General features: G+C 74.4%; 12 protein-coding genes. 6 read left to right on the forward strand and 6 right to left on the reverse strand.

All coding sequences use genetic code 11. The annotated features are described in order from the left end of the window. The first annotated feature begins 98 nt into the window (after window positions 1-98). Window positions 99-1,538: an AI-2E family transporter gene (locus tag ACFY07_RS15320; protein ID WP_390869117.1), complete on the forward strand. Its 1,440-nt coding sequence runs from the start codon at window positions 99-101 to the stop codon at window positions 1,536-1,538. A gap of 139 nt (window positions 1,539-1,677) precedes the next feature. On the opposite strand, the gene ACFY07_RS15325 is transcribed toward ACFY07_RS15320, so the two are convergent. Together ACFY07_RS15325 and ACFY07_RS15330 are read right to left on the reverse strand one after the other, a co-directional pair. Further along, window positions 1,678-2,214 (reverse strand): alkyl hydroperoxide reductase, encoded by a 537-nt coding sequence (locus tag ACFY07_RS15325; RefSeq protein ID WP_390869086.1) that lies wholly within the window; start codon window positions 2,212-2,214, stop codon window positions 1,678-1,680. Window positions 2,215-2,216: 2 nt separating this feature from the next. Continuing rightward, window positions 2,217-2,771: a peroxiredoxin gene (locus tag ACFY07_RS15330; protein ID WP_230747079.1), complete on the reverse strand. Its 555-nt coding sequence runs from the start codon at window positions 2,769-2,771 to the stop codon at window positions 2,217-2,219. 140 nt (window positions 2,772-2,911) lie between these two features. Between ACFY07_RS15330 and ACFY07_RS15335 the strand changes: the two genes are divergently transcribed. Then, complete coding sequence (locus ACFY07_RS15335) at window positions 2,912-3,847, forward strand: LysR substrate-binding domain-containing protein (RefSeq protein WP_390869118.1); 936 nt, start codon at window positions 2,912-2,914, stop codon at window positions 3,845-3,847. A gap of 80 nt (window positions 3,848-3,927) precedes the next feature. On the opposite strand, the gene ACFY07_RS15340 is transcribed toward ACFY07_RS15335, so the two are convergent. The 3 genes from ACFY07_RS15340 to ACFY07_RS15350 form a co-directional block, all read right to left on the reverse strand. Continuing rightward, the gene (locus ACFY07_RS15340; RefSeq protein ID WP_390869087.1) at window positions 3,928-5,142 is read right to left on the reverse strand and encodes an MFS transporter; all 1,215 of its coding nucleotides are present in this window, start codon (window positions 5,140-5,142) and stop codon (window positions 3,928-3,930) included. A gap of 210 nt (window positions 5,143-5,352) precedes the next feature. Beyond that, complete coding sequence (locus ACFY07_RS15345) at window positions 5,353-6,810, reverse strand: catalase (RefSeq protein WP_390869088.1); 1,458 nt, start codon at window positions 6,808-6,810, stop codon at window positions 5,353-5,355. A gap of 126 nt (window positions 6,811-6,936) precedes the next feature. After that, on the reverse strand, window positions 6,937-8,334 hold the full coding sequence (locus ACFY07_RS15350; protein WP_390869089.1) for a class II fumarate hydratase: 1,398 nt from the start codon (window positions 8,332-8,334) through the stop codon (window positions 6,937-6,939). 179 nt (window positions 8,335-8,513) lie between these two features. Between ACFY07_RS15350 and ACFY07_RS15355 the strand changes: the two genes are divergently transcribed. After that, window positions 8,514-8,846, forward strand: a complete 333-nt coding sequence (locus ACFY07_RS15355; protein ID WP_390869090.1) for a hypothetical protein — start codon at window positions 8,514-8,516, stop codon at window positions 8,844-8,846. Window positions 8,847-8,876: 30 nt separating this feature from the next. After that, window positions 8,877-9,683, forward strand: a complete 807-nt coding sequence (locus ACFY07_RS15360; RefSeq protein ID WP_390869091.1) for a DUF2637 domain-containing protein — start codon at window positions 8,877-8,879, stop codon at window positions 9,681-9,683. Window positions 9,684-9,738: 55 nt separating this feature from the next. On the opposite strand, the gene ACFY07_RS15365 is transcribed toward ACFY07_RS15360, so the two are convergent. Continuing rightward, the gene (locus ACFY07_RS15365; RefSeq protein ID WP_390869119.1) at window positions 9,739-11,397 is read right to left on the reverse strand and encodes a fumarate hydratase; all 1,659 of its coding nucleotides are present in this window, start codon (window positions 11,395-11,397) and stop codon (window positions 9,739-9,741) included. A gap of 196 nt (window positions 11,398-11,593) precedes the next feature. Between ACFY07_RS15365 and ACFY07_RS15370 the strand changes: the two genes are divergently transcribed. Next, entirely contained in the window at window positions 11,594-12,331 is a 738-nt protein-coding gene (locus tag ACFY07_RS15370) for a DUF1707 domain-containing protein (protein WP_390869092.1), read from the forward strand. Window positions 12,332-12,711: 380 nt separating this feature from the next. Then, complete coding sequence (locus ACFY07_RS15375) at window positions 12,712-13,119, forward strand: WhiB family transcriptional regulator (RefSeq protein WP_230747091.1); 408 nt, start codon at window positions 12,712-12,714, stop codon at window positions 13,117-13,119. Window positions 13,120-13,298 lie beyond the last annotated feature (179 nt).

Consider the following 13,298-nt stretch of genomic DNA (forward strand, 5'->3'; position numbering starts at 1 on the left):
AGCGGGTACGGTCGAGCACACATCCGGTGTGCGCGCCGGGACTCACCGCAGGCCGCAGCCCGGCCGCGCAGAGCCAGGGGAGAGGGACGGTGTCGCCAGTGTCGCGGGCCGACAGACGCAGCGTGGTGGCGTGGGGGAGGTCCGCCGCGGCCCGGCTGGAGGAGCGCCGCCGTGAGGCCGAGCGGAGGGACCCGTACGGGGACGAGCCGTCGCCCGCCGGACCGGCGCAGGCCGCCCCGGCCGGACCCCCCGCCTACGAGCGGGACCTCCACCCGGGCCGGGCGGCCACCCCGGCGGAGGCGGTGCCCTGGGGTGTCCGGGTCGCCGCCGAGGGCGCCTGGCGGCTGCTGCTGCTGGGCGCGGCGCTGTACGTCGTCTTCCGGGTGGTCACCACCCTGCGGCTGGTGGCGCTCGCGTTCATCGCCGCGATCCTCATCACGGCCCTGCTGCAGCCCACCGTCGCCTGGCTGCGCCGGCAGGGGCTGCCGAAGTCGCTGGCGGCGGCGGGCACCTTCCTCAGCGGACTGGTGGGCATCGGGCTGGTCGGCTGGTTCGTGGTGTGGCAGGTGTCCACCAACCTGGGGTCGGTCACCAGCCGCGTCCAGGAGGGCGTCGACAAGCTGCGCGGCTGGCTGGTCAAGGGGCCGCTGCACCTGACGGACAAGCAGATCGGCGACTTCGCCAAGCAGATCTCGAAGGCGATAGGGACCAACTCCGAGGCCATCACCTCGGCCGGCTTCACCGGCGTCACCATCGCGGTGGAGGTGCTGACCGGCGTCGTGCTGGCGGCCTTCTGCACCTTCTTCCTGCTCTACGACGGCGAGCGGATCTGGCAGTGGACGCTGCGCGGCCTGCCCCGCCACTCCCGGTACGCCATGGCCGGGGCGGGCCCGCGGGCGTGGGCGACGCTCACCAGCTACGTGCGGGGCACCGTGCTGGTGGCCTTCATCGACTCGGTCTGCATCGGCATCGGCCTGGCGTTCCTGCACGTCCCGCTCGCCGTGCCGCTCGCAGTGATCATCTTCCTGGGGGCGTTCGTCCCCCTGGTCGGTGCGCTGGTCACCGGCACCATCGCCGTGCTGATCGCGATCGTCACCCAGGGCGTCTTCACGGCCGTGATGGTGCTGGTGGTGCTGGTGCTGGTCCAGCAGATCGAGGGGCACCTGCTCCAGCCGCTGATCCTCGGCCGGGCCGTGCGGGTCCACCCGCTGGCCGTGGTGCTGGCGGTCGCGGCCGGGTCCATCCTCGCCGGCATCGGCGGGGCGGTCGTCGCGGTGCCGCTGGTGGCGGTCACCAACACCGTGGTCGGGTACCTGCGCCGCCGCAACGCGGCGGGGAACGAGGTCTTCACGGCTCTGGAGGCGGCCAAGGAGGAGCACGCCCTGGAGGCGGCCAAGGAGGACCGCACCCGCGAGGCGGCCGGGCCGGACGCCGCCGCGGAGGCCGCCGCCCCGCCGCTGCCGGACGCCGCGGCGCCCGCGCCGCCGGAGCGGCCCCTGGCGGCGGACGGCGGGAGCGCGCCGGTCGGGGACTCCTGAGCACCTCCGGGCCCCCGGCCGTCCCCGGGACCCCGCAACGCCGGGACCCCGCAACGCCGGGAGCCGAAGGCCGCCCCGGGCAGGAGCCCGGGGCGGCCTTCGGCGTGCTGTCACGCGGGGGTGCCGCGCGGGGGTGCCGTCACACGGAGGCGAGGACGCCCTCGGCGTCCAGGGTGGTGGCGACCGCGGCGACGACCGCTGCGATCCTCGTCGCCTCCTGGACGGTCTCGCGGGGCACGCCCGCCTTGCGGAGCACCTGCTCGTGCGAGTCCAGGCACATGCCGCACCCGTTGATCGCGGAGACGGCGAACGACCACAGCTCGAAGTCGACCTTGTCCACGCCCGGGTTGCCGATGACGTTCATCCGCAGGCCGGCCCGCATCGTCCCGTACTCCTTGTCGGAGAGCAGGTGCAGCGTCCGGTAGTAGACGTTGTTCATCGCCATGATCGCGGCGGCGGACTTGGCGGCGGTGTACGCCTGCTCCGACAGGTGCTCGCGGGCCTGCGGCTCCAGCTCGGCCAGCACGCGCGCGCTGCGCGAGGCGATCGCGCAGGCCAGCACGGTGCCCCAGAGCTGCTGCTCGGACAGGTCGGAGTTGCCGACGACCGAGCCCAGGTTGAGCCTGAGGTCCTTGGCGTAGTCGGGGAGGGCGGCCTTCAGCTCGTCAAGGGCCATGGTCACTCACCCGCGAGGAGCGCGACGGGGTCCAGGGTGGTCTCGCCCTTGTTCCAGTTGCAGGGGCACAGCTCGTCGGTCTGCAGGGCGTCGAGCACCCGCAGGACCTCCTTGGGGTTCCGGCCGACGGAGCCCGCGGTGACCATGGTGAACTGGATCTCGTTGTTCGGGTCCACGATGAAGACGGCGCGCTGGGCGTAGCCGTCCTCGCCCTCGACGCCGCAGGCCCGCATCAGCTCGTGCTTGGGGTCGGCCAGCATCGGGAAGGGCAGGTCGCGCAGGTCGGGGTGGTCCTTGCGCCAGGCGTGGTGCACGAACTCGGAGTCGCCGGAGACGCCGAGGACCTGGGCGTCGCGGTCCGCGAACTCCTCGTTGAGCTTGCCGAAGGCGGCGATCTCGGTCGGGCAGACGAAGGTGAAGTCCTTGGGCCAGAAGAAGACGACCCGCCACTTGCCCTCGTAGGTCTTCTGGTCGATCTGCGCGAACGCCTTCTCCGGGTCGAGGTCGACGCAGGCGGTCAGGTCGTACTCGGGGAACTTGTCACCGATGGTGAGCACGTTCGCTCCTCCTTGAGATCATCGAGGGTGTTCCGTCCCGGTTGCGTATGGTTCCGCACCGCAGGGACGTGATCCACACTGGCACGCGATCCTTTGATCCGTGAAATAGCTAGAATCGAGACTTCTGATCGGAGGTCGTTATCAGTAGTCGCAAGACCCCGTCGGTCGCCCAGCTCCGCGCCTTCGCGGCGGTCGCCGACCACCTGCACTTCCGCGACGCCGCCGCGGCCATCGGCACCAGCCAGCCCGCGCTCTCCGGAGCCGTCGCCGCCCTGGAGGAGACGCTGGACGCCCAGCTCGTCGAGCGGACCACCCGCAGGGTCCTCATCACCCCGCTGGGCGAGCGCGTCGCCGACCACGCGCGCCGGGTGCTCGCCTCCCTGCACGCTCTCACGGAGGAGGTCGAGGCCGCACGCCGCCCCTTCACCGGACCGCTCCACCTCGGCGTCATCCCCACGGTCGCCCCCTACCTGCTGCCCGCCGTGCTCCGCCTCGTCCGCCGCGGCTACCCGGACCTGGAACTGCACGTCCACGAGGAGCGCACCTCCTCGCTGCTGGAGGGCCTCGGCAGCGGCCGGCTCGACCTGCTGCTGCTCGCGCTGCCCGCCGGGGGCACGCTGCCGGTCCGCGAGATCCCCCTCTTCGACGAGGACTTCGTGCTCGTCGTCCCGCCCGGCCACCCGCTGGCGGGCCGCACCGACGTGCCGCGCGACGTGCTGCCCGACCTCGACGTGCTGCTGCTGGAGGAGGGCCACTGCCTGCGCGACCAGGCCCTGGACATCTGCCGCGACGTCGGCGCCGACCCGGCCGCCGCCACCACCCGCGCCGCCGGGCTCTCCACCCTCGTCCAGCTCGTCGCCGGCGGACTCGGCGTCACCCTGCTGCCCGCCACCGCCCTCGACGTGGAGGCCGGGCGGGGCGGCGGGCTCGCCGCCGTCCGCTTCGCCGACCCGGCCCCCGGGCGCCGCGTCGGCCTGGCCTTCCGGGCCGGCTCCGCCCGGTCCGCCGAGTACGAGCGCTTCGCGGCCTCGCTGCGGCAGGCGCTGCGGCCGCTGCCGGTCCGCATCGTCGACTGACCCGGGCTGCGCGCCGTACGGCCGGCCGTGCCGCCGGCCGTACGGGCCCGCCGCGCCGCCGCCTGCCGCCCGCGCCGCCGTCAGCGGCCGGCCGGCGCCGCCTCGTCCGCAGCCCGCGGCGCGGAGCGGGCCACCAGCCGCGAGCCGCCGCGCCCGCCGCGGTCCGCGGCCCAGGAGACGACCGCGAGCAGCGCGCCCACCCCCGCCAGGGCGGCCCCCACCAGCGTCGGCGAGGTCCAGCCGAACCCGGCGGACAGCGCCGCCCCGCCCAGCCAGGCACCCTGCGCGTTGGCCAGGTTGAACGCGCCCTGCACGGTGGCTGAGGCCAGCGTCGGGGCGTGCCGCGCCTTCTCCATCACCAGCGTCTGCACCGCCGGCACGATGGCGAAGCCGAAGAGGCCCACCAGCACCACGGTGACCGCTGCCGACCACTGCGCGTGCGCCGTGGCCGCGAACGCCGCCAGGGTGAGCGACAGCAGGACGAACGCCGCGCAGACCCCGGGCCGCAGCGCCCGGTCGGCGACCCAGCCGCCCACCGCGTTGCCGATCGTCATGCCGACGCCGAACAGGGCCAGCACCAGCGTCATCGATTCCGGCGCGAAGCCCGCCACCTCCGTCATCAGCGGCGCGATGTAGCTGTAGCAGGCGAACAAGCCGCCGCAGCCGAACACCACCGTCGCCAGCGCCAGCCACAGCTGGCCGCTGCGGAACGCCGACAGCTCCCGCCGCAGTCCGGCGTGCTCGTGGGAGGGCAGCGCGGGCACCAGCCGGGCGATGGCGGCGGTGCCCAGGGCCCCGGTCGCGACGACGACGAGCATCGTGGCCCGCCAGCCCAGGTGCTGCCCGAGGAGGGTCGCGGCGGGCACGCCCACGATGTTGGCCACCGTGAGCCCGGCGAACATCACCGACACCGCGCGGGCCCGCAGGTGGGGTGCGGCCAGCTCCGCCGCCGCCACCGCGCCCGCGCCGAAGAACGCGCCGTGCGGCAGGCCGGTGACGAACCGCGCCCCGGCCAGGAACCAGAAGCCGGGCGCGACGGCGCACAGCAGGTTGCCCGCCGTGAACAGGCCGGCCAGGCCGACCAGGACGGCCTTGCGGGGCAGCCGGGCCGCAGCGGCGGTGAGCAGCGGGGCGCCGACGACGACGCCGACCGCGTACGCGGAGATGAGCCGGCCCGCCCGGGGCACGGACACCCCCAGGTCGCCGGCGACCTGTGGCAGCAGGCCCATCGCGGCGAACTCGGTGGTGCCGATGGCGAAGGCGGTGACGGCCAGGGCGACGAGCGCCAGGGGCACGGGGATCGCTCCCGTGGGTCGGGGTGCGGGCAGGGCGGGCCGGGCCGTTCCGGGGAGGGGCGGGCCGGGCGGCGGGCCGTCGCCGTTGACGCCTCGCCCGTCCAGCGAACCACACGACGGCGGCCGCCGTTCCCCGCGTGGGGGAGCAGCGGCCGCGGACGGCGCCCTCCGGCCGGGTCCGGCGGGGCCCGCCGGACCCGGCCGGGCCGGTCAGGCCCTGCCGATGCCGGTGGCGATCCGGTCGCCGAGGTCCTTGTCGATGCTGCGCCAGTACTGCACGGCGCGGGTCAGGACCGGGTCGGAGACGCCGTCGGAGAGGTGGCCGGTGACGTTGGACACCAGCCGGTCGCGGGCGGCGTCGTCGAGGACCTGGCGGACCAGGGTCCCGGCCTGGCCGAAGTCGTCGTCCTCGCGGTGCAGCGGGTACGCCTCGCGCACCATCCGCCCGGCGACGTCCCAGCCGACGGGCTCGCCGAAGCGGCCCGGGTCGGCAGCCGGTCCGCCGTAGGAGTTGGGTGCGTACACCGCGGCGGTGTCCGCGGGCTCGTACCGCATCGGTCCGTCCTTGGAGTAGGAGTGCACGGGGGAGTGCGGGCGGTTCGGCGGCAGCTGCGCGTAGTTGGGGCCGATCCGGTACCGGTGGGTGTCGGCGTAGGAGAAGATCCGGCCGAGCAGCATTTTGTCCGGGGAGACGCTGATGCCGGGCACCAGGTTGGACGGCTCGAAGGCGGCCTGCTCGATGTGGACGTGGTGGTCGTCCGGGTTGCGGTTGAGGGTCATCCGGCCGACCTCGACCAGCGGGTAGTCGCCGTGCGGCCACACCTTGGTCAGGTCGAAGGGGTTGAACCGGTAGTCCCACGCCTCGTCGAACGGCATGACCTGGACGTACATCGTCCACGACGGGTGCTCGCCGCGGCGGATGGAGTCGAACAGGTCGCGGCGGTGCGCGTCGGCGTCCTCGCCGGCCATCGCGTCGCCCTCGTCCTGGGTGAGGAAGGCGATGCCCTGGTCGGTCTTGAAGTGGTACTTCACCCAGAACCGCTCGCCGCCCGCGTTGATCCACATGTAGGTGTGCGAGCTGTAGCCGTTCATGTTCCGCCAGGTGCGCGGGATGCCGCGGTCGCCCATCAGCCAGGCCACCTGGTGCGCGGACTCCGGCGAGAGGGTCCAGAAGTCCCACTGCATGTCGTGGTCGCGCAGCCCGGAGTCCGGCCGGCGCTTCTGCGACCGGATGAAGTCCTGGAACTTCATGGGGTCGCGCACGAAGAAGACCGGCGTGTTGTTGCCGACCATGTCGTAGTTGCCGTGCTCGGTGTAGAACTTCAGCGCGAAGCCGCGCGGGTCGCGCCAGGTGTCGGGGGAGCCCAGCTCGCCGGCCACGGTGGAGAACCGGGCGAGCATGTCGGTCCGCCTCCCCGGCTGGAAGAGGTCCGCCCGGGTGAACCGGCTGACGTCCTGGGTGACCTCGAAGACGCCGTAGGCGCCGCCGCCCTTGGCGTGCACCACGCGCTCGGGCACCCGTTCCCGGTTGAACTGGGCCATCTTCTCGATCAGGTAGTGGTCGTGCAGCAGGATCGGGCCGAGGGCGCCCGCGGTGAGCGAGTCGGAGTCGCTCTCGACCGGGATGCCGGTGTTGCCGGTGGTGTACGGGACGGTGGAGTCGGACATGAGGGGACCTTCCGGAGTTGGTTCTTCCGGTTCGCTCGTGACGCGTTCCTCAGCCGCACGCGGCCGGGACGCCGACGGCCGGGGCCCGCAACCCGGCCCCGGGCCGGTCCTCCTCCGCCTGCCCGGTCAGGGCCGGGTCATCCGCAGCACGTCCAGCGCCTCGTCCAGCTGCTCCTCGGTGAGCAGTCCCCGCGCGACGTACCCGCGCTCCAGCACCACCTCGCGGATGGTCCTCCGCTCGGCGAGCGCCTGCTTGGCGACCTTGGCCGCCTCCTCGTAGCCGATCCAGCGGTTGAGCGGGGTGACGACCGAGGGCGACGACTCGGCGTACTCCCGCAGCCGCTCCGCGTTCGCCGTGATGCCGTCGACCGCCCGGTCGGCCAGCAGGCGGGCGGCGCTCGCCAGCAGCCGCACCGACTCCAGCACGTTGCGGGCGATCACCGGCAGCATCACGTTGAGCTCGAAGCTGCCGGAGGCGCCGGCGAAGGCCACCGCCGCGTCGTTGCCCACCACCTGCGCGGCGACCATCGCGACGGCCTCCGGGACCACCGGGTTGACCTTGCCCGGCATGATCGAGGAGCCGGGCTGCAGGTCGGGGAGGTTGATCTCGGCCAGGCCGGTGCGCGGGCCCGAGCCCATCCACCGCAGGTCGTTGGCGATCTTCGTGAAGCCGATTGCGACCGTCCGCAGCTGCCCGCTCAGCTCCACCAGGCCGTCCCGGGCGCCCTGGGCCTCGAAGTGGTTCCGGGCCTCCGTCAGCGGCAGGCCCGTCTCCCGGGCCACCTCCGCGATCACCGCGGCGGCGAAGCCGGGCGGGGTGTTGATCCCGGTGCCCACCGCCGTACCGCCCAGCGGCAGCTCGGCCACCCGGGGCAGCGTCGCCCGCAGCCGCTCCACCCCGTACCGGACCTGCGCCGCGTACCCGCCGAACTCCTGGCCGAGGGTGACGGGGGTGGCGTCCATCAGGTGGGTGCGGCCCGCCTTCACCACCCCGGCGAACTCCTCCGCCTTGCGCTCCAGCGCCGCCGCCAGGTGCTCCAGGGCGGGCACCAGGCCGCCGGTGACGGCCGCGGTGGCGGCGATGTGGATGGAGGAGGGGAAGACGTCGTTGGAGGATTGGCTCGCGTTGACGTCGTCGTTGGGGTGGACCGGCCGGCCCAGGCGCTCGGCCGCCAGCGTCGCGATCACCTCGTTGGCGTTCATGTTCGAGGAGGTGCCGGAGCCGGTCTGGAAGACGTCCACGGGGAAGTGGTCGTCCCAGCGGCCCTCCGCGACCTCGGCCGCCGCCTCGCGGACCGCCTCCGCGGTGTCCTTCTCCAGGACGCCGAGCTCCGCGTTGACCTTCGCCGCCGCCGCCTTGATCCTCGCCAGCGCCTCGATGTGCGCCCGCTCCAGCCGCTGCCCGGAGACGGGGAAGTTCTCCACCGCTCGCTGGGTCTGCGCCCGCCACCTCGCCTCCGCAGGCACCCGCACCTCGCCCATGGAGTCGTGCTCGGTGCGGTACCCGTCCGTGCTGCCGGTCATCGTCTCGGCCTCCCTCTCCAGGTTCCCCTCGTCGCAGCGCCGGTTGACGGCGTCCTTGTTCCCCTGTCCCGCAGGAGCGGGAGGATGCGCAGCTCAGCGGCGTGCGGGGTCCGTCCGTCATATCTAAGGACCCCCGAATGCCGCACATGCCGGGGGCGGCGGGGCGTCGTTGGGGAGGCGTGACCTCTCCGCACACCGTTCCCGGACCGCCCCCCGACCCGGGTCCGCCCGACCCGGGTCCGCCCGACCCGGGTCCGCCCGATCCCGGTCCTCCCGATCCGGCCGGGCCCGGGCCGCGCGGCGAGGGCTGCTCCCGGCTCGGCGAGTGGCTCTTCGTGCCGCCCCCCGCCGACGACCGGGACGGCGCCGCCGCCTTCCTGGAGCGCGGCGGCGAGCAGGTGCGGCTGGAGCACAGCGCCCGGCTCGTCGCCGACTTCGCACGGCTGATCCGGCAGATCGAGTCCGACTTCACCCGCAGGTCCGGCGCACGCGCTGCCCGGACCGGCGGGTGACGCGGACCGCACGAGGGGAGCGGGCACGCCATGTACGACACCAGGGAGACGTACCTCCCCTACCGGGACCCGGGCGCCGAGGAGTACGCCGACGGTCAGTACGCCGACGGCCAGTACACCGACGGCCGGTACGACGCCGGCCAGTACGACGCCGGGCCGCACGTCACCGTCCACCCGCAGGCCGGCTGGTACGCCGACGGGCCGCCGGCCGACCCGGCGACCTCCTACCGCCCCCTCGCGGACCTGCTCGACGCCGCGCAGGACCCCGCGGCCGGGCTCCTGCCGCCGCTCGCGGCCGACGACGAGGACACCGTCCCGTCCCCGGTCGCCTACGACCTGCCCCGGCGCCGCCGCCCGGTCCCGCACCGGCGCCGCCGGCCCCTGCCCGCCACCTGGTCGCAGCTGACCAGCTCGGCGTTCGGCGTGCTGACCACCTGCACGGTCACGGCGGTCTCCCTGCTGGGCTGGGCCTTCGCCTACGCGCCGCTGCAGCGGCTGGCCGCGGCCCACGTCGGCAGCGGACTGGCCGGCCTCTGGCCGGTGATTATCTACGGGCCGTGGTTCGTGGCCTCGCTCTCCATCCTGCGCGCGGCCCTGGAGCGGCGCCGGATCGCCCACTCGTGGGTGGTGCTGGGCGTCTTCTCCGGCATGGCGGCGGTCCTGTGCGTGGCGTCGGCGGCGGCCACCCCCGCGGACGTGGTCGTGGCGGGCCTGCCGCCGGTCACGGCAGTGGTCTCCTTCCACCAGCTCGTCCGGCAGATGACGGCGACCCGGCGCGGGCGGCACGGCCCGGTCCCGCCGCCCGCGGCTCCGCGCCCCAAGGGCGCCCGCCGCTGACCACGCGCAGGGGGCCCGCGCCGGAACCGTCCGGCGCGGGCCCCCTGCGGGCGCGTCAGCTCCCCGGGCGCACCGGGATGGAGCCGATGAAGGTCTCGGACGGGGCGAGCGAGGTGAAGAAGTCGTTGCCCTTGTCGTCGACCACGACGAACGCCGGGAAGTCCTCGACCTCGATCCGCCAGACCGCCTCCATGCCGAGCTCGGCGTACTCCAGCACCTCGACCTTGCGGATGCAGTCCTGGGCGAGGCGGGCGGCCGGGCCGCCGATGGAGCCCAGGTAGAAGCCGCCGTGCTTGGCGCAGGCGTCGGTGACCTGCTGCGAGCGGTTGCCCTTCGCGAGCATCACGAAGGAGCCGCCGGCGGCCTGGAACTGCTCCACGTAGGAGTCCATCCGCCCGGCCGTGGTGGGGCCGAAGGAGCCGGAGGCGAAGCCCTCGGGGGTCTTGGCCGGGCCCGCGTAGTACACCGGGTGGTCCTGGAGGTACTGCGGCATGCCCTCGCCCGCGTCCAGCCGCTCCTTGATCTTGGCGTGGGCGATGTCGCGCGCCACGACCAGGGTGCCGGTGAGCGACAGGCGGGTCTTCACGGGGTACTTCGACAGCTCGGCGCGGATCTCGTCCATCGGCCGGTTCAGGTCGATGCGGACGACCTCGTCGTCCAGCTCGTCCTCGGTGGTGTCGGGCAGGTACCGCGCCGGGTCGGTCTCCAGCTGCTCCAGGAAGACGCCCTCGGCGGTGATCTTCCCGAGCGCCTGGCGGTCGGCGGAGCAGGAGACCGCGATGGCGACCGGGCAGGAGGCGCCGTGGCGCGGCAGCCGCACCACCCGCACGTCGTGGCAGAAGTACTTGCCGCCGAACTGCGCGCCGATCCCGATCCGCTGGGTCAGCTCATGGACCTTCTTCTCCAGCTCCAGGTCGCGGAAGCCGTGGCCGGTCGGCGAGCCCTCGGTGGGCAGCTCGTCCAGGTAGTGCGCGGAGGCGTACTTGGCGGTCTTCAGCGCGAACTCGGCGCTGGTGCCGCCGACCACGATCGCCAGGTGGTACGGCGGGCAGGCGGCGGTGCCCAGCGAGCGGATCTTCTCCTCCAGGAAGGAGAGCATCCGCTTCTCGTTGAGGACGGCCTTGGTCTCCTGGTACAGGAACGACTTGTTGGCGCTGCCGCCGCCCTTGGCCATGAAGAGGAACTTGTAGGCGTCGCCGTCGGTCGCGTACAGCTCGATCTGGGCCGGCAGGTTGGAGCCGGTGTTGCGCTCGTCCCACATGGTCAGCGGGGCCATCTGCGAGTAGCGCAGGTTGAGCTTCGTGTACGCGTCGAAGACGCCGCGCGAGACGGCCTCCTCGTCGCGGCCGGCGGTGAGGACGTTCTGGCCGCGCTTGCCCATGACGATGGCGGTGCCGGTGTCCTGGCACATGGGGAGGACGCCCGCGGCGGCGATGTTGGCGTTCTTCAGCAGGTCCAGCGCCACGAAGCGGTCGTTGGGGCTGGACTCCGGGTCGTCCAGGATGCGCCGCAGCTGCGCCAGGTGGGCCGGGCGCAGGTAGTGCGAGATGTCGCGCATCGCCTCGGCGGTGAGCCGGCGCAGGGCCTCGGGCTCGACCTGGAGGAAGCGGCGGCCGCCCGCCTCGAAGGTGGAGACGCCCTCGGTGGTGATCAGGCGGTACGGGGTGGGGTCGGCACCCAGCGGGAGAAGGTCGGAGTAGGCGAACTCTGGCATGGCGGCCATCGGCGGGTGGTCCTCACTGACTGCGGTCTGTCCGCTGACTGCGGTGCTGGGTCGACGTCGACGAAGCGCCTTCCAGGTTAGAGGGCCGCCCGCGGCCGGACCGGGCCAGGTGGCCCCGCGTGACCGGGCTCACCCGGAGCCGCCCGATCTGCTGTTCGGCGGGGGTCCTGCTGACTAGCCTGGGGCCGTGGAGAACTCGCCTGCCCAGGACCCCGCGGCCCCGGACCCGGCCGCCCAGGCCCAGGCCGCCCCGGACCTGCTCGCCCAGCGCACCGCGCCGCCGGTGCCGATGGCCAAGCCCGTCGCCGAACCCGACCTGCGCGCCTCCGACGCCGACCGCGAGCGCGTCGCCGACGTCCTCCGGGACGCCTTCGCCGAGGGGCGGATCGACGCGGACGAGCACGCCGAGCGCATCGAGGCCGCGTACGCGGCGAAGACGCTGCGCGAGCTGGAACCGCTGACCCTCGACCTCCCGGCGCACCGCCCCGGCGCGGTGCCGCGCCCGGCCGCCGCGCCCGCCGGCCCGCCGCCGCCCCCCGCCCGCTCCTACGCGCCGAACGCGGTGGCGGTCTTCGGCGGGGCCGTCCGCAAGGGCCGCTGGCGGGTGGGCCCGCACATCAGGGCGGTCGCGGTCTTCGGCGGGGTGGAGATCGACCTGACCGACGCCGTCTTCGAGTCGCCCGAGGTGGTCATCGACGTCACCGCGGTCTTCGGCGGGGTCGAGATCAGGGTGCCGGACAACGTCTCGCTGCACGGCGGCGGGGCCGGGGTCTTCGGCGGCTTCGACGTCCGGGAGCAGACCGCGGAGGACCCGTACGCGCCGGTGGTGCGGGTGCGCGGCGCCGCGGTCTTCGGCGGGGTCGAGGCCCGGGCGAAGCGGGGGAAGCAGCTCAAGAAGTGGGTGCGCAAGCAGCTCGGCTCCTGACGGGGCCCCGGCGCCGGTCCCGGACCGCGGCCCCCGGCCCCGGCCCCCGGGCCGGACCCGGGGCGGGGTGTCCGAGCGGTGTGCCGGAGCGGTGTGCCGGGGGGAGGGGCGTGCGGGAGGCGCGCCCCGGCGCATGTGCCACATGCACACGCCTCGTCACGCCGGGCCCGCCTCCTTGACTTTTGGTGGAAAGAGTTGGGCGGCAACTGCGTGCGGTGTGCATGAATCGGCGTACCGCCGGGTAGTTCCTCCTCCACATCGTCTGTTGTGCGGCTGTGGGTTCCGCAGGGTCTGTGAGTCGGCCGAGGGTAGCTGCGGAACGTGATCGTCCGGTCGCACACTGGCACGAGCCCCCGCCGAGCCGTCGTCAGGAGTACCCCGTGCTGCACCCGATCGAGTCCACGAAGAGCGCCACCGACCAGAGCGTTCCGGGGCAGTTCAGCCCCAGCCAGAGCGGACAGCAGAGCGGGCAGCACGCGGACGACACCCCCTGGCACTCCGGAGCCGCCTGCCGCCGGGACGAGGCCGGGCTCTTCTTCGCGCCCTCCAAGGAGCCCACCGCCGCCCGGCTGGCCCGGGAGGAGGCGGCCAAGCGGGTCTGCGCCCGCTGCCCCGTCCTGCTGGAGTGCCGCGAGCACGCGCTCGCCCAGCCGGAGCCGTACGGCGTGTGGGGCGGCCTGACCGCCGCCGAGCGCCGGGTCGTGCTCGCCCGGCGCAGGCGCCGCGAGGTCGAGCTCCGCGCCGACGTCCAGCGGGCCTCGCGCGGGCGCATCGCGGCCGCCGGGTGACGCCCCGGGGCGGCCCGGAGGCGGAGAGACAGGACGCGGCGGGGTGGGGGGGGGGGGGGGCCCCCCCCCCCCCCCCCCCCCCCCCCCCGGGGCCCCCCCCCCCCCCCGCCGGGCCGCCCCCCCCCGGGGCGGCCCCCCCCCCCCCCCCACCCCCCACCCCCCCGCCCCCGGCCCCCCCC

The organism is Streptomyces sp. NPDC001380 (assembly GCF_042895785.1).
Classification (GTDB): domain Bacteria; phylum Actinomycetota; class Actinomycetes; order Streptomycetales; family Streptomycetaceae; genus Peterkaempfera.